This window comes from Algibacter sp., assembly GCF_049667265.1.
Lineage (GTDB): Bacteria > Bacteroidota > Bacteroidia > Flavobacteriales > Flavobacteriaceae > Algibacter_B.
The window spans coordinates 1-17680 of sequence record NZ_JBATHX010000038.1 but is presented as its reverse complement, the minus strand read 5'-3'; the positions used below and the strand labels follow the sequence as shown (position 1 = coordinate 17680).

Annotated in this window: 11 protein-coding genes and 1 pseudogene; 6 read left to right on the top strand and 6 right to left on the bottom strand. The window is 33.7% G+C overall.

Going from position 1 to position 17680, the window contains the following annotated elements; translation table 11 throughout:
- The 6 genes from atpD to WBN21_RS01135 form a co-directional block, all read right to left on the bottom strand.
- On the bottom strand, positions 1–1321 hold a 1321-nt coding region (gene atpD, locus WBN21_RS01160; protein ID WP_424197478.1), incomplete at its 3' end, for a F0F1 ATP synthase subunit beta.
- A 169-nt stretch (positions 1322–1490) separates the two neighbouring features.
- Positions 1491–3056, bottom strand: coding sequence for a G-D-S-L family lipolytic protein (locus tag WBN21_RS01155; RefSeq protein WP_424197477.1), 1566 nt, complete (start codon positions 3054–3056; stop codon positions 1491–1493).
- A 13-nt stretch (positions 3057–3069) separates the two neighbouring features.
- Positions 3070–5880, bottom strand: coding sequence for a TonB-dependent receptor (locus tag WBN21_RS01150; protein WP_424197476.1), 2811 nt, complete (start codon positions 5878–5880; stop codon positions 3070–3072).
- A 214-nt stretch (positions 5881–6094) separates the two neighbouring features.
- Positions 6095–7948: a glutamine--fructose-6-phosphate transaminase (isomerizing) gene (gene glmS / locus WBN21_RS01145; protein WP_424197475.1), complete on the bottom strand. Its 1854-nt coding sequence runs from the start codon at positions 7946–7948 to the stop codon at positions 6095–6097.
- A gap of 126 nt (positions 7949–8074) precedes the next feature.
- Positions 8075–9796 (bottom strand): DUF4270 domain-containing protein, encoded by a 1722-nt coding sequence (locus WBN21_RS01140; protein ID WP_424197474.1) that lies wholly within the window; start codon positions 9794–9796, stop codon positions 8075–8077.
- 25 nt (positions 9797–9821) lie between these two features.
- Positions 9822–10631, bottom strand: a complete 810-nt coding sequence (locus tag WBN21_RS01135; RefSeq protein WP_424197473.1) for a glycogen/starch synthase — start codon at positions 10629–10631, stop codon at positions 9822–9824.
- A gap of 200 nt (positions 10632–10831) precedes the next feature.
- Between WBN21_RS01135 and panC the strand changes: the two genes are divergently transcribed.
- The 6 genes and pseudogenes from panC to WBN21_RS01105 all read left to right on the top strand — a co-directional run.
- Positions 10832–11683, top strand: a complete 852-nt coding sequence (panC, locus tag WBN21_RS01130) for a pantoate--beta-alanine ligase (RefSeq protein ID WP_424197472.1) — start codon at positions 10832–10834, stop codon at positions 11681–11683.
- Between the two features lie 13 nt (positions 11684–11696).
- The gene (gene panD / locus WBN21_RS01125; protein WP_424197471.1) at positions 11697–12047 is read left to right on the top strand and encodes an aspartate 1-decarboxylase; all 351 of its coding nucleotides are present in this window, start codon (positions 11697–11699) and stop codon (positions 12045–12047) included.
- Positions 12048–12050: 3 nt separating this feature from the next.
- Entirely contained in the window at positions 12051–13013 is a 963-nt protein-coding gene (locus WBN21_RS01120) for a lysylphosphatidylglycerol synthase transmembrane domain-containing protein (RefSeq protein WP_424197470.1), read from the top strand.
- A 75-nt stretch (positions 13014–13088) separates the two neighbouring features.
- Complete coding sequence (locus tag WBN21_RS01115) at positions 13089–14237, top strand: alpha/beta hydrolase-fold protein (RefSeq protein WP_424197469.1); 1149 nt, start codon at positions 13089–13091, stop codon at positions 14235–14237.
- A gap of 44 nt (positions 14238–14281) precedes the next feature.
- The gene (radA, locus tag WBN21_RS01110) at positions 14282–15640 is read left to right on the top strand and encodes a DNA repair protein RadA (RefSeq protein WP_424197468.1); all 1359 of its coding nucleotides are present in this window, start codon (positions 14282–14284) and stop codon (positions 15638–15640) included.
- A 341-nt stretch (positions 15641–15981) separates the two neighbouring features.
- Positions 15982–17680 (top strand): annotated as a pseudogene (locus tag WBN21_RS01105) (hypothetical protein); the annotation flags it as partial.

The window sequence follows — 17680 nt, the reverse complement described above, 5'->3', positions numbered from 1 at the left end:
GAGATAAGAAACGTTGAACACGTCTTGCTCTACCAACTGCTAATTTATCTTCTTCAGATAATTCTTCCATACCAAGGATAGCAATAATATCTTGTAATTCTTTATAACGTTGTAATAACTCTTTTACTCTTTGCGCACAAGCATAATGCTCGTTTCCTAAAATATCAGCAGTTAAAATTCTTGATGTCGAATCTAATGGATCTACCGCAGGATATATACCTAACTCAGCAATTTTTCTCGAAAGTACCGTTGTTGCATCTAAGTGAGCAAAGGTTGTAGCAGGCGCAGGATCCGTTAAATCATCCGCAGGTACGTAAACCGCTTGTACAGATGTAATAGAACCTCTTTTAGTTGAAGTAATACGCTCTTGCATCGCACCCATCTCTGTTGCTAATGTTGGTTGGTAACCTACCGCAGAAGGCATACGACCAAGTAATGCAGATACCTCTGATCCAGCTTGTGTAAAACGGAAAATGTTATCTACGAAGAAAAGTACATCTTTTCCTTGTCCTTCACCAGCACCATCTCTAAAATACTCAGCAATTGTTAAACCAGATAATGCAACACGAGCACGTGCTCCAGGAGGCTCATTCATTTGTCCGAATACGAATGTCGCTTTAGACTCTTTCATTTTCTTTTTATCAACTTTAGATAAATCCCAGCCGCCTTCTTCCATAGAGTGCATAAAATCATCACCATAACGGATAATTCCAGACTCTAACATTTCACGAAGTAAATCGTTCCCTTCACGAGTTCTTTCACCTACTCCAGCAAATACAGATAAACCACCATGTCCTTTGGCAATATTGTTAATCAACTCCTGAATTAATACTGTTTTACCAACACCAGCACCACCAAATAAACCAATTTTACCACCTTTTGCATAAGGCTCAATTAAATCGATTACTTTAATACCAGTAAATAAAACTTCAGTAGACGTTGATAAGTCTTCAAATTTAGGAGCTTGACGGTGAATTGGCAACCCAGCACTTCCTGCCTTAGGTAAATCTCCAAGACCATCAATAGCATCTCCAATTACATTAAATAAACGTCCGTAAACATCATCACCAATCGGCATTTGAATAGGAGCACCTGTAGCGAATACTTCAGTTCCTCTACTTAAACCATCAGAAGAATCCATAGCAATAGTACGTACGGTATCTTCACCAATGTGAGATTGTACTTCTAATACTAATAAAGACCCATCGGCTCTTTTAATTTCTAGTGAATCGTAAATTTTTGGAAGTTCTGAACCTGCGCTGAATGCAACATCGATAACTGGTCCTACAATTTGTGCAACTTTACCTGTAACTTTAGCCATTACTTATGTGTTTAATATTATGCGTTTTACTTCTGTGAAAACACTTCAAGTTTTCGCGTGCAAAGATATATTTTTTAATTTAAAATGAAAGTTGTTTTTGTAGCTTTTTTGGAATTAAAAAACACCTTCAATTAGAAGGTGTTTTTTAATATTTTATTTTAAAACCATTTTAAGGTAATAAAGGTGAATAATTTGTTGGGTATTGACCTGGATCAGGCGTGTTTTCTGACGCTAAAAAATTGGATCCGAAAGATGTATCCATAGCTTCTAAAAATTTATAAGCCATATAAGAATAACCTCTTGCAGTTAAATGAAACCCGTCTAAACTAACGGCGCCACCAGTAACAAGTTTAGCATTCATTGTAAAACCATTAAATTTAGTTCCTGTAGATGCTAACTCGATTAAAACAGAGTTTAAATCTACTAAGGCAACATTAGCATTTGCGTCAGTAACGTTTTTAATGGTAACATTATAGGCGTCAGTTGCATTTTTAATTTCTAGTTGCTCTTCTGGTGTTAAAACCCATTTGTCTTCCATTGGATAGCTAATACCTCTTACATTTACAGGCGAAGGAACACCAGCAGCAATTGATGCAATTGCACTAGAAGCGGGTAAAAGTATAAGATCATTACTAGTTGCTTGACGCGCTTTTCCAAAAATAAAACCAAAAGCTCCAGCTGTTGCAGCTCCCAAAACAGGCGTTAAAGCACCAGCTATTTGAGCAGATCTATCAGCAGCATTTTCATCAAAAATTAATAAAGGATTTGCTTCAGTTGCAGATAAAATATTCATTCTATCTGGTTCACCATAAGCTGTAAAAATGGCATCTAATGGACCGTACAACTGCGCATTTAGTGTAGGTATTTGAGGAATTAAAAGTGGCCCAATACTAGCATCATTTGGGTCTAATTGATTATAAACTATAGTTGTAAAATGAGGCAAATCTTTTACATAAGGAACGTTAGTTGCTACCCCTTTAGCTCCACCAGAAGTTAAAGTTGCAATTAAAGCACCAAATGATTCATCAAAACCAACACCTGGAGGTCCAGCTGAAGGCGTTATAGGGTCTGTTCCATCTCCTCCAGTAAGGGCATATCCTAATACATCGTTACCACCAACTTCTGATAAAGTAAAAAATGTTGGGTTTTGCGCCATAGCATCTCCTAATACTGATGCTGTAGGACCAGAAGTGATACGTGCATAGTAAGGATTGAATGCTGCATAACCAGGAGCTAGTAAATGCCAACTTTTAGCTCCAGGGATACCAAAATTGTTAAAACTACTTCCAATGCTTATACCAGCTTCAGTCGTAATTGGAGGAACTGGCGCTCCTAATCCTGTTAAAAAAGTATCCAAAGCTTCTGGTCTAGCCGTAGAAGAGTTGAATGTTAATCGATGACCTCTTACAACGTTTCCACCTACAAGAATTCCACCGCTATTATCATTCATTAATGGTTGCGTAAAAATTCCTCCTCCAATTTTTGCAAATTCTTTTGATAACATATTAGGAAAAGAGTTTTGCTGAGAAGCAATAAATAAGCCACCATCAGTATATCCAGCCGTAAATGAAGCTCCAATTGCTACATAATTTGATAAATCTACGGATCCAGCTGTAAGTTCTGGTAATGCATCTGGGGCTTCTAAATTAGTATCTTTTAGCACATCCTCAGGCTCGTTACAACCTATAAAGGCTAGAAAACCTAAAAACAGAGATAAGTATTTAATATTTTTCATATTCAATTTTATTTTATAAGTTATTAATAGTCCAAGAGATATAATACATCGATCCAATATTTCCAGTACCATATGCAGTAAAGTATTCATCACCTAAAAGATTTGTTGCCCCAGCTTTAAAAGTTGATTTGAAACTAGGAATAGTTAAATTAATTTGGGCATCAACCACATGGTATTCTGGTACTAAACCATTTCCAAATGTAGCTTCCCAGAAATAATCATCACTAAATCTGTACGACACATTAAATCCGAAGTTTTTAAATAAGGCCGTATTACCAAAAGAGGCTTTAAATTTATGCTCTGGAGTATTAAAGTTTGTTGTGAAATCTGGATATTCAGTTCTATCAAAATCTAATTTAGCATAAGTGTAACTTCCACTTAAATCGAAGTTACCGAATACTTTAGTTGAAACACCAATGGATGCTCCATAAGAGTTTACTTTGGCTTCTGAATTGGTGTATGTACTATATTGTTGGTAATCATCATTGTCGATAGCGTCAACAGATAATGAACCATCTCCAACTGTTCCGTATAAAGGAGATCTTACAACTTCTTGAGAAATAAAATCTTTATAGCTATTATAATAAGCACTAAAGTCTACAATAATTCTATCTAATTTACCTCTATAACCAATTTCGGCAGAAGTAACTTGTTCTGGTTTTACTAATGAGGGATTAGAAATAGCCAAATCACTAACATTATTAGTTTCTAAATATTTTATTACAGAACTTGTGGTATAAGAATTATTATATGCATCAGCTCCTGTTCGGGTTATTGATGTTGGCTGTCCTAATGATTGTGAAGCCTGACTTAACTCATACGCTGACCTCGAATCACCTACAGTATAAGTCCTAGACCATCTATCTAAATTTTCAGGTGCAGCTCCAACTAAAACGGCTCTACCAGCATCTAAACCAATAAATAAATCTTGTGTGGTTGGGTTTCTAAATCCAGTTTGAACAGATGCTCTTATGTTATGATTTCTGTTTACGGTTAAACCAGCAGAAATTCTTGGAGAAATAAAACCATCAAAAAATTCAGATTTGTCGTAACGAGCAGATCCTGTTAATTTAAGTTCCATATCATCAGTTAATTCAATATTTTTCTGAATTTGTGTATACACACCAAATTCTGAATAACCTATAGACCCATCATTATCGGTATAGATAGTTCCAGAAGAATTCAAATCATAACGTCTAAAAGAACCACCAACTTGAATATCTGCGAAATCAATTAAGTGACTAAAATTATAATTTGCATCAGAATGGTAATATTTGGAAGCATCTTGAAATTTAGAACCTGTTGTTAAATCAGGATCGTTTATACTTGTATTATAAGCTGCATTAAATCCTGCTGATCCTGGTAAAAAACGACCAGTATCGGCCGTACTTCTACCTGCTGCGTGGGCTTGTGCATCTGTTGCTCCACCAAGTGTTGCGCCTATGTAAGCGCCAGCATACTGACCAAACCAAGTATTGTCATCTTTCCAAGCTCTGTTAATATTTACACCAGTAAATACCATGTCGTAAGAATCTCCAGCCTTATCAGCTACAATATAGCCTCGAACAAAGAAATTATCATTGCGTATTTCTAATTTGTGTTGTTCCTGAAAGAAGTTTGCAATATTGTATCTGTTGGTTCCTTGATATATGGTCGAACCTGTTCCTACTTTTCCAACATAAGATATTTCAAAATCGTTTTCCCATGGTCTAAAATATAAACCCCAATCTGATTTAATACTTTCAGCATTATAATCGGTTAAATCGCCTTCATCGTATCCTGTTCTAGAAACTACTACTTCTGGCACTAGATTGGCTAGAGCCGGATTAGGTAGTTGAGCTAAAAAGGTTGGGCTTTCTTTTACTGCTTTAAGGTTTGTAGAAACCTCATCACCATAAACGTTAACACCATCATAGTCTATATTTGCGCGAGTTCCTCCATCATTTGTTTTATCAACTCTACTATTTGCTGCCCAATCGGTTCCTTTTAAGTACCCAAAGTTTACTTTAGCGGCAAATTTGTCGCTAAACTTATAAGCGGCTCTAAAACTTACATCTGTATAGGCATTATCTCCAGAAGCTTCTTGCGAAGTAATGCCTCTTTTAATTGATGCGCTAATACCTTGATAGTCAAATGGGTTTTTACTACGCATAAACAATATCCCGTTAAAGGCATTTGCTCCGTAAAGCGCAGATGATGCTCCTGGTAATAGCTCAACACTTAAAACATCGGTTTCTGTCATACCAACCAAGTTCCCTATTGGGAAGTTAAGTGCTGGTGTAGAGTTATCCATACCATCAACTAATTGCATAAAACGATTGTTTGCAAATGTGGCGAAACCTCTAGTGTTAACCGATTTAAAGGTTAAACTATTAGTATTAACATCGACACCTTTTAAATTTTCTAAACCATCATAAAAATCAGCCGATGCCGTGTTTTTAATTTCTTTAAGGCCGAAACGTTCTACCGTTACGGGCGATTCGAAAATACGTTCTGGTGTTCTTGAAGCCGAGATAACAACTTCATCTAAAGATGTACCTTCATTTAAAACAAAATCGATTTTTTGATTGTTTGAAGTGATACTCTCAGTAACTGTTTCAAAACCAATGCTACTTGCTTGTAGCGTAAATGGGGGAATTAAATTTGTAGTTAATGAAAAGTTGCCATCAAAATCAGTAATAGTACCAGTTGATGTACCTACAATAATAATATTGGCGCCAGGAATAGGCTGACTATTATCGTCGACTACGATTCCTGTAATTGTTGTTTGCGAAAAAGAAAATCCACAAAACAAAAGCATTAAATAGGGGAGAATTGTCTTCATTTAGTAATTAGAGTTTTAGTTTAACAACAAGATTATATAAAATTTTTATACAATCCAAGAAGGTAAATGTAAATAAAATTATGCATGCATAGTATATTTTAACAAAAAACCTTGCATTTTATTATCAATTAAGCAAAAAATATAGCCTAAAAATAAGAATTGCCCTGTTTTTTTAACAGAGCAATTGTAATATTAATTTAGAATTTTATGTTTTTTACTCTACTGTAACAGATTTTGCTAGATTCCTAGGTTGATCTACATTTTTATCTAACATTACAGCTATATGGTATGATAACAATTGTAACGGAATAGTAGTAAGAAGCGGTGAAAGTGACTCTAAAGTTTCTGGAACTTCAATAACATGGTCAGCTAAATCTCTAACTTGAGTATCACCCTCGGTAACTATACCTATAATTTTCCCTTTTCTAGATTTTATTTCTTGAATGTTGCTTACAACTTTTTCATAATGTCCCTTTTTTGTTGCTATGACAACAATAGGCATGTTTTCATCAATTAATGCAATAGGACCATGTTTCATTTCTGCTGCAGGATAACCTTCGGCATGGATGTATGAGATCTCTTTTAATTTAAGAGCACCTTCAAGAGCTACTGGGAAATTGTAACCTCTTCCTAAGTATAAAAAATTTCTAACGTCTTTATAAACTTTAGCAATGGTTTTAATGTTTTCATCTGCCTTTAATGCTTTTTCAACTTTTTTAGGAATCATTTCTAGCTCTAATAAATGCTGACGGAAGTCTGAACTACTAATAGTTCCTTTAGCTCTTGCAAGTCTTAGGGCAATTAGTGTTAATACTGTAATTTGAGTTGTAAATGCTTTTGTTGAAGCCACACCAATTTCTGGTCCAGCATGCGTATATGCTCCAGCATCAGACTCTCTTGCAATTGAAGACCCTACTACATTACAAACTCCAAATACAAAAGCGCCTTTTGATTTAGCCAGCTTAATTGCTGCTAAAGTATCGGCTGTTTCACCAGATTGAGAAATAGCTATCACAACATCGTCTTCTCTAATAACTGGATTACGGTATCTAAATTCAGATGCATATTCAACCTCTACAGGGATTCTTGCTAAATCTTCAAAAATATATTCTGCAACTAATCCTGCATGCCATGATGTACCACATGCCACTATGATAATACGGTTGGCATTAAGAAACCTTTTCATGTTATCTTCAACACCAGCCATTTTTATAATAGCTTCATTTCTTAATAATCTTCCTCTATATGTGTCTGTTATAGCTTTTGGTTGTTCATGAATTTCTTTAAGCATGAAATGTTCATAACCCCCTTTTTCAATTTGCTCTAAATTCATTTGAAGCTCTTGAACATAGGTGTCTACTAAAGAGTCATCTTTAATTTTTCTAACCTTTATACCTTTATGAAATCTTATAACTGCCATTTCTTCATCTTCAAGATAAACGGCATTTTTGGTATATTCTAGAAATGGAGAAGCATCACTTGCAATAAAAAATTCATCTTCATTTTCACCAATTCCTATTGCTAATGGGCTACCTAAACGCGCTACTACAACTTCTTCAGGTTTGTTTTTATCAAAAACGGCAATAGCATATGCACCAATAACTTGGTTTAAGGCTATTTGTACAGCTTTTCCAAGTTTTACATTTTCTTGTTTTTTAACGTCTTCAATTAGATTGACCAAAACTTCGGTATCCGTATCAGAACTAAATGTGTAGCCTCTTGAGATAAGTTCTTTTTTTAGCGAATCATAATTTTCAATAATCCCATTATGTATAATTACTAAATCGCCTGAATTTGAAAGATGAGGATGAGAGTTTACATCATTTGGAACACCATGAGTTGCCCAACGCGTATGGCCAATTCCAACATTTCCATGTTTTGTAATTTCTTTTTCAGAGCGCTCTACTAAATCGGCAACTTTACCTTTGGTTTTCGATACTTTTAAATCAGTACCATCAAATAAGGCAATTCCAGCACTATCGTAGCCTCTATACTCTAATCTTTTAAGACCTTCAATAATAATTGGGTATGCTTCTCTTGGGCCAATATATCCTACAATTCCACACATAATGTTTTTATTTTGGGGTTATTTTAATAAAAGGCAAATATGAATAATAAATACTAATGACAGATAATTATTATGTGAACTAGTATATTTATACGATAAAATTCACTTTCTAAGTTTTATAACTTATTAATTCTCTAAGGTTTTAGTGTAAAATATTTTTAACGATAACCTTTTGTCGGCTGGAACATTTTCATTACTTCCATATAAAATGGTGCCTCTTGGAGAAATTATTGATGCCGACGGAACCGAAGTTACATCATCAACACTATTTAAAATTTCTGAGTTCGAGGTATAATTAACATTATTAGATATTACTAAACCTATTTGATAATTGGTAGAGTCATGTTGTACAATGTTATTTAAATGTTCTGTAAGACGGATTTTAAATTTTGCTTCAGTTAATGAAATACTATCTCTTTGACCAAGACTAAAATATTTAGAACTAACAGGAGCACTAGAATTATCAGTAGGATCAAATAAATAATCAGTAGTAGTTATATTGTTTTTAATGTCATAAGCATAAATCCGGTCATATTTATGATAATGTTCTCCATTGTCATCAGTATCATCTATTACTTTAGTTTCATCTTCATAAATGGCTAAATGTGCTTCGTTAATAAGTCTTTTAAACACATAACTTCCATTGCTATCTACAATAAATTCACCGTCATCATCTGTTTTTCTATATTCCTTTAAGAATGCGTCAAGGTCATCAGGAACCAAATCACCGTTTGTGTCAGGGCCAAATAAATTTACCACAGCCATAGAACCTTCCATCCCTTTTAAATAAATAGTTTCATCGCCATTATCTTTATCACCATCTACTAAAGGGGTGTCAAAATTATTAATAAAGGTATTTAGTTTGTTTCCTGAAAAATTCAAAACATAATTATCTTGTAATCTATCAGTTGATTCTCCCTTAGAATAGTAAATAGTAATATTAGCATTAGTAGAATTCAGGTTCAGTAATACCATGTTTCCGTCAACTCCAATTGCTTCTGCTTTAAAATATAAGCCTCTAAAATAGTTTTTAAAGTTGGTTGCATTTGCTAATTCTGCTTCCCCGTTTTTAGCTACAATTGTTTGCTGCCAAAATGCTATTTGATCAGTATGATCGTCATTTTCTTTTTTAAAACTAATTCTTAGTGCAGGTTCTCCATAAGTTATAATGGTGTCGGTATCACTTTCGTCCCAAAGTTCAATGGCATTTGAATTAGTCTTAAACTCAATATTTTCATAAATTAATTCTCCCAAATGATTGTCAAAATCTATAGTTTGAGAATTGGTTAACGCATAATTATGACTAGCATCAATTAGCTCATCAGTCTTTGAGTAATAATTTTGAGAAGCATTAGCATCACCTGATGGATCAAAATTTCTTAAAAAGTAATTATTCTGATATATTGATAATTTAATCGGTGCATCTTGATTTCCATAAAGTGAATCGATTGCATAAGTTGATATGCTAGTGTTATCAGTATCAGTACCAGTTACTGTGCTAAAATAGGGTATTTTAATAACCACAGAATCAATAACAGGGTCTACACCAAAGTCTTCAGTAAAAGTGGTTGGAGTTAACTGTGTAATTATACTAGCGGTGGTTTTACCATATTCAGAATCATTAAAAACACCCAATAGGTTTGAAGCTAAATTGTTTATTTGTAATGCTTTCAGTTTTTTATTGTAAGCCAAAACAGATTGTGAAGTGTCTCCAACAATAAAATTTGCGTTTCCTTCTCCAAGCACATCACTTTCTATGGTACTAAAATCTTTATCGCAAGCAATTAAAGATGATAAGAAAAGGATAAAAACTATAGGAAATTTAAGGGCTTTAAAAATGTTTTTCATATAATATTTAATGAATTAAATAGGACTAACCTAAAACAGTTTCGTTAAAAAATGTTGTGTAAGCTTCTCCAAATTCATCTTTACTTTTATGTTCTAAAATAGGTTTTTTCGCGGCTTTTAAATAGGCATCCAAATCATCAGGAATACTTTCAGATCCAACAATTAGTGCATCAGAATAATCAATAGCAACTTTCATTAAATTGGTATAGGTTGGCTCATATAAATTTTTAATAGCACCATCTTCTATATTGTCAAATTTAATTTTGTTAACCATATCTTTATTTAACGCTCCATCAAATCCTTGATTGTATATAGACGTAACAATTTTACTTTCATTAAATAATGGTTCGTCTTTATAATATTCTTTAAGATATAGTGGCAGTAATGAAGCTAACCATCCGTGAACATGAATTATATCTGGTGCCCAGTTTAATTTTTTCACCGTTTCAATTACACCTTTTGCAAAGAAAATAGCACGTTCATCATTGTCTGAAAACATTTTACCATCTTCATCTGTTAATGTTGCTTTTCTTTTAAAATATTCGTCGTTATCAATAAAATAAACCTGTATACGCTCTTTAGGAATGGACGCTACTTTAATGATAAGTGGCATATCTAAGTCATTAATCACTAAATTGATACCAGATAACCTAATAACTTCGTGTAACTGGTGTCTGCGCTCATTAATATTTCCGTATCGAGGCATGAAAATTCTTATTTGCCCACCTTGTTGGTTTACCAGCCTTGGTGCTTCAAAAGACGCTGAAGAAATTTCAGTTTCTGGTAAATAAGGTACTACTTCAGATGATACATACAATATCCTCTTATCTTTCATATGTTTGATTTTGTTGACTTTAAATAAAGCTGTTTAATAGCAATTAATGGTTTGCTTTTTAAAAAAGAAAAATCGATAAACCCTACAATAAAGCAATTAGGCTTTTAAAGTTTCAAAATAAAAAACACGCAAAAGTACAAAATTTTATGCTAATTGGTTGTAAAATCTTAAGTTTGCAACCGTTAATTTTTTATTAAAAAGTGGAAATTTACTCAGATAAACAACAAATTACATTAGCAATTGATGGCTTAAAAGCCAAAAAGCTAACTATTGGGATGGTACCTACCATGGGTGCATTGCATCAAGGGCATTTGCAATTGGTTAAAAAGGCCTTGGCTGATAATGATAAAGTGGTGGTTAGTATTTTTGTAAACCCCACTCAGTTTGATAACCAAGAGGATTTGGTGAAATACCCAAGAACATTAGAAAGTGATGTTGCCTTGCTTAAAACTGTTAGTAAAACTAATATTTTGGTTTATGCACCTACGGTAGAAGATATTTATGAAGGACATACCGTGTCTCAAGAATTTAGTTTTGATGGTTTGGAGTTTGAAATGGAAGGGAAATTTAGGCATGGTCATTTTGATGGCGTGGGAACAATTGTGAAACGTTTTTTTGAAATTGTAAAACCGCATAAAGCCTACTTTGGAGAAAAGGATTTTCAGCAATTAACGATTATTAAGAAGTTAGTAGAAAAACATGAAATCCCTGTAAAAATAATTGGTTGTAAAATACATCGTGAAGCTAACGGATTAGCCATGAGTTCACGAAATACAAGGCTAAAACCAGAATATAAAGCAGCAGCACCTTTTATTTATAAAACCTTAAAAGCAGCCAAAGAAAAATTTGGCACAAAAAGTGCTACTAAAGTAACGGAATGGGTTGAGAAACAGTTTGCTAAGCATGAAATTTTAGAACTAGAATATTTCATTATTTCAGACATAAAAACCTTAAAACCAGTTAAACGAAAATCTAATAAAAAAGCATATAGAGCTTTTATTGCTGTATATGCAGACGATATTAGACTTATTGATAATATCGCATTAAATTAATTATCTTTGCCGCATGCAAATTCAAGTTGTAAAATCTAAAATTCATAGAGTTAAATGCACAGGTGCAGAACTCAACTATATTGGTAGTATCACTATTGATGAAGATTTAATGGACGCTGCCAATATTATTCAAGGTGAAAAAGTTCAGATTGTTAATAATGATAACGGTGAGCGTTTAGAAACCTATTGTATTCCTGGGCCTAGAAATAGTGGAGAAATAACGCTTAACGGCGCCGCTGCAAGAAAAGTTTCTGTTGGTGACACCTTAATTCTTATTACTTATGCCTTTATGGATATTGAAATAGCTAAAGTGTTTAAGCCGTCTTTAGTTTTTCCTGATGAGGCTACAAATTTATTAAAATAGACCTTGAAAAAAAGCACCCTTAAAATATTAAAAATTACGCTCCCATTACTTCTGGGAGTTTTTTTGGTTTGGTATTCTCTATCTCAAATCTCAATAGTAGAACTTGTAGCCTATTTTAAAAAAGCAGATTATACCTATATTTTTCTAGGGATGTTTTTTGGGTTATTAAGTCATTTATCTAGAGCCTATCGATGGCAATTTCAGTTAGAGCCTTTAGGCTACAAAATTAAATTAGGAAATAGTATCATGGCGGTTTTTGCCACCTATTTAATTAACTATACAATTCCAAGAGCGGGTGAAGTAGCCAGAGCTTCCATACTTACAAATTATGAGGGCGTCCCTTTTGAAAAAGGTTTTGGCACAATTGTAGCCGAACGCATTGCAGATATGATTGTTATGTTAGGAATTATAGCGGTTACCCTTTTTCTTCAATTTGATTTTATATATGGGTTTTTAGTAGAGAAATTTGATCCTACCAAAATAGGAGTTGCCCTGGCAGGTTTGATGCTGTTAGTTGTTTTCTTTTTAAGATTTATAAAAAAGAGTCCTTCTAAAATTGCTATTAAAATAAAAGCTTTTGTTGGTGGGTTGGTAGAAGGTGCTTTAAGCATCTTTAAAATGAAAAAGAAATGGCCATTTATTTTTCATACCCTATTTATTTGGAGCATGTATGTCCTCATGTTTTATATCACCACCTTTTCGCTTCAAGAAATGAGTGACATTCCATTTGCAGCTATTTTAATTGGGTTTATTGCAGCCAGTTTTAGTATTGCAGCCACAAACGGTGGTATTGGTTCTTACCCTGAAGCTATAGTGCTTGTTTTTACGTCCTTGTTTTTTATTCCTGAAGACCCAAGTCGTGCTTTTGGTTGGATTATTTGGTCCTCACAAACCTTACTCATTATTGTATTTGGTGGACTATCACTTATTTATCTACCAATATTTAACAGAAAAAAGGCTTCATAAAGCACTTAAAACTTGCTTTTTTAACTCTACCTTAATTTCTTATCTTGCCAATAATAAATCTCAAATTATTCTAAAATGAAAAAGACACTTATTTTCTTTTTAATACTTTCATTAGTTTTTAAAATTTCCGATGCACAGGTTAAATACGAAACTATTCAATCTTCGAAATTAGGTGAAGATCGCGAAATAAAAATCCAATTACCAAGAGGGTATAATAATAACGACGCCACCTATCCAATCATATTAGTTTTAGATGGCGATTATTTGTTTGAAGCTGTTGCTGGAAATGTAGACTATTACTCCTATTGGGAAGATATGCCAAGGTCTATTGTTGTTGGTGTAAACCAAATAGATAAGAGATTTGATGATTGCTTGTATTCTGAACAAAATTCGTTACCTGTTGAAACTGGCGCTGCCTTTTTCGAGTTTTTGGGTTTGGAATTAATGCCCTATATGGAGAAAAACTATAGAGTTGGAAATTTCAGAGTGGCAGTTGGTCATGGAGAAACAGCGAATTTTATTAATTATTATTTACTAAAACCGCAACCATTATTTCAAGCTTATATAGCCATTAGCCCAGAATTAGCCCCTAATATGATAGATTATCTTCCAGAAGTTTTAGGGAAAGTTCAATCAAAATTATTTTATTATTTAGCAAATACAAATAATGATTCAAAATCAATATTGGAAATGACGGGAGCATTAAATACTGATTTAAAAGCCATTGAAAACGAAAATTTAGTTTATAAGTTTGATAATTTTGAAGGAACATCTCATTATTCTGTACCAACACACGCTATTCCAAATGCGATTGAAAACATTTTTCAAGTATTTCAACCTATTTCAAAAAAAGAGTATAAAGATGTTATTTTAGAGTTAGAAATTTCGCCAGTACTTTATCTACAAGAAAAATATCAAGCCATATCTGATTTATTTGGTATCGATAAGAAAGTATTGTTAAACGATTTCAAAGCTATTTCTGCTGCAATTGAAAAAAACGAATTGTTCGAGTATTATGAAGAGCTAGGAAAAATGGCAAGAAAAGCATATCCAGAAACGCTATTAGGAACCTATTATATTGCACGGTTTTATGAAGAAACTGGGGAGCCTAAAAAAGCCATGCGCACCTATCAATCGGCTTATACACTCGAAGAAATTGCAGGACTTACAAAAGATTTAATGCTTGAAAAGGCAGATTTAATTAAATCGGATTTCGGTTACTAAAAATGACATTCCAAATCTTAAACTCTAAATTCCAAAACAAGTAAATGGCAAAAGTAAAAACCACCTTTTTTTGTCAAAACTGTGGCACGCAATATGCGAAGTGGCAAGGGCAATGTAATGCTTGTAAAGAGTGGAATACTATTGTTGAAGAGCTCATTCAAAAACCTGAAAAGAGTGATTGGAAAACGCCAACTTCAAAGGTAAAAAAAGCATCCATTCCATTACGGATTAATGAAATTGATGCCTCAAAAGAACCACGATTAGATACCTTTGATGGCGAATTTAACCGTGTTTTAGGTGGCGGAATTGTTCCTGGGTCATTAACACTTTTGGGAGGCGAACCTGGCATTGGGAAGAGTACATTATTACTTCAAATTTCATTAAAATTACCTTATAAAACACTTTATGTTTCAGGTGAAGAAAGCCAGAAACAGATAAAAATGCGTGCCGAACGTATTAACCCAAATAATAATAACTGTTATATATTAACAGAAACTAAAACTCAAAACATATTCAAACAAATAGAAGCTTTAGAGCCCGAAATTGTTATTATAGATTCTATTCAAACCTTACATAGTGATTATATCGAGTCGTCTTCTGGAAGCATTTCACAAATAAAAGAGTGTACAACTGAACTTATTAAGTTCGCAAAAGAAACAGCTACACCAGTATTATTAATTGGTCATATTACTAAGGATGGAAATATAGCTGGGCCAAAAATATTGGAGCATATGGTCGATACCGTTTTACAATTTGAAGGCGATAGAAACCATGTGTTTAGAATTTTAAGAGCACACAAAAACCGCTTTGGTTCAACAAATGAATTGGGTATTTATGAAATGCAAGGTTCGGGTTTGCGCGAAGTTTCAAACCCTTCAGAAATTTTAATTTCTAAAAAAGATGAAGAGCTTTCAGGTAATGCCATTGCTGCAACTTTAGAAGGCATGCGACCATTAATGATTGAAGTGCAAGCTTTGGTGAGTACAGCAGTTTATGGCACACCGCAACGCAGCGCTACCGGGTTTAATGCCAAACGATTAAATATGCTTTTGGCAGTTTTAGAAAAACGAGCAGGTTTTCGTTTAGGAGCCAAAGATGTGTTTTTAAATATTACTGGTGGTATAACAGTTGATGATCCCGCTATAGATTTAGCAGTAGTTGCTTCTATCTTATCGTCTAATGAAGATGTTGCACTTCAAAAAGATTTTTGTTTTGCTGCTGAGGTTGGTTTGTCTGGTGAAATTCGCCCTGTTCAGCGCGTCGAACAACGCATACTGGAAGCTGAAAAACTTGGGTTTTCAACCATTTTTGTATCTAAATACAATAAGATTTCACTTAAAAACACAGCTATTAAGATTCAATTAATTTCTAAAATAGAAGATTTAGTTGGATTAATCGTTTAACACAGTTTTCGTACTTCAAAGACACAAAAGTGTTTTTCATCGTAAAAAAGAAGCTCTTAATCTGATATTTATTAGTTTTTATCGATTTTTTTTCCTAATATTGACATCTTAAAATAATCGGAATATTGCATCTAAGGATTCAATAAGTACTGAAATAACCAGCCCTCAACTTAATTTCGGTACTATTTCTGCATTTATATTAAGTATGATAAAGTTAAACAATTAACTAGTGTCCGTTCAACGATTATGTGTATTTGATAAGGCTTTTTTGAGTTTTTATCGAATTAAATATGTAAATAGTTGTGAGTCAGTTAATTTTGTTTTGCCCAAATCTATGAATTATGAAAAAAAACCTACTATGTAGTCTGTTTTTTATGTTACTCATGTGCAGTTTTTCCTTTGCACAGTTCTCTGACGTGCAAATAACTGTTAAGTGGGGAAGTAATGCGTATGAAAATAAAATTGAAGTCTATAACACCTCAAATGATTTACTTACAACCATCTGTGATGATAATCAATGTTATCAAGCTACGCAATCTGGTGTTGCTGATTATTATGGTTCAAAATATGATTTAGGTTGCGTAGCCAACGGAACTAATTATTATATTAAATTATACGACTTTGCCAATAATGGTTGGCAAGGTACTAGTTATGTGTCTGTTGTTGTTGCAGGAATAGAAGTTATAAATAATAATGGTAGTGGTGCCAATACTACTGGACAAACCATATATTTTAATGTTTCTGGTGGAGACGCAACATGTAATGCGCAATTAGATACCGATGGGGATGGAGTTATTGATAAGTTAGATTATGATGATGACGGTGACGGTATAACAGATGCGTCCGAAAATTTAGGAGAAAATAGATTTGAATGTACGTTACCATCTTTAGATTTTAAAAATGGAGTATATGATTCAGCTGCGAGTTCAGGTTCTGTGGGAAATGTAGGCGCAGTATATAGATTTGGGAATACTATTGCTGGTTACGACGTGTTATTGGAAATTACCGAATTAACAAATACTACAATTGCTAATATAGATAATGATGGAACAGGAAATCCAGATTATTTGCAAACTGAGCTTACTTTTTCTGGTGCAGGTACCCCAGGGGCTACCTTTAAATTTACCATTGTAAATGATGCAACCACAATACCTTCAACAGATATATTTAGAATTAATGGAATAACTTGGGATTGTGATGGTGGCGGAAGTTTAAAAGAGTCAGTAGTTTATAATGATGCAGCTGCATACGGTACCGAAAACCCAACATCTTTAGAAGTATTAGATTTAGGCGCTGGCGATATTCAAATTAGTGCTTCTGGTTTACAAGAAGGGCCTGGGTTTTCAACCTTAAAAGTACTAAGGGCTTATTATCAGTTTATTGGTAATTCTTTTACCATGCGTATGCAAGCACTTAAAACCTCTACAGGTTCATCAACAAGACAATTTGGTATGTCATTCACACAATGTCAGTTTTTAGACTTTAATGCTAACTCTTTAAACATTGTTAATGGTCAAGATTTTGATAATGATGGCGTTTTTAATCATTTAGATTTAGATAGTGATGATGATGGAATTCCAGATAATGTTGAGGCGCAATTAACTATTGGATATATAGCTCCAGCTGGACCAGTTTCAACTGAAGGTATAGATTTAGATTACGGCACAGGTTTAGATGTGGTATTTACAGATTTTGATTTTTATCCAGATTTTCTTGATTTAGATAGCGATAATGATGGTGTACCAGACATAGAAGAAAATGGTATGGCTAATACTGTATTATCGCTTGATTCAGATACAGATGGATTGGATGATGCCTTTGAAACTAACGGGATTATTGATGTCCCTTGGGATATCAATGAAGCTATTGAAAACCCATCCGATTTAACAATATTACCCGATACAGATAGCGATTTAGGTTCAGGCGGCGATTTAGATTATCGCGATTTATTCGACGTAAATCCACCACCCTCAGCAACTATAGATTTTGATGGTTTAGATGATTTTTTATCAACGCCTAGTTTTATAGATGGTTTAAATG

What these genes read in the sequence shown, in the direction of transcription:
- WBN21_RS01115 (WP_424197469.1), top strand. Translation starts at nt 13,089, where the DNA reads ATGAAAAAGACACTTATTTTCTTTTTAATACTTTCATTAGTTTTTAAA.
- WBN21_RS01140 (WP_424197474.1), bottom strand. Translation starts at nt 9,796, where the DNA reads ATGAAAAACATTTTTAAAGCCCTTAAATTTCCTATAGTTTTTATCCTT.
- WBN21_RS01155 (WP_424197477.1), bottom strand. Translation starts at nt 3,056, where the DNA reads ATGAAAAATATTAAATACTTATCTCTGTTTTTAGGTTTTCTAGCCTTT.
- glmS (WP_424197475.1), bottom strand. Translation starts at nt 7,948, where the DNA reads ATGTGTGGAATTGTAGGATATATTGGCCCAAGAGAAGCATACCCAATT.
- WBN21_RS01150 (WP_424197476.1), bottom strand. Translation starts at nt 5,880, where the DNA reads ATGAAGACAATTCTCCCCTATTTAATGCTTTTGTTTTGTGGATTTTCT.
- panD (WP_424197471.1), top strand. Translation starts at nt 11,697, where the DNA reads ATGCAAATTCAAGTTGTAAAATCTAAAATTCATAGAGTTAAATGCACA.
- WBN21_RS01135 (WP_424197473.1), bottom strand. Translation starts at nt 10,631, where the DNA reads ATGAAAGATAAGAGGATATTGTATGTATCATCTGAAGTAGTACCTTAT.
- radA (WP_424197468.1), top strand. Translation starts at nt 14,282, where the DNA reads ATGGCAAAAGTAAAAACCACCTTTTTTTGTCAAAACTGTGGCACGCAA.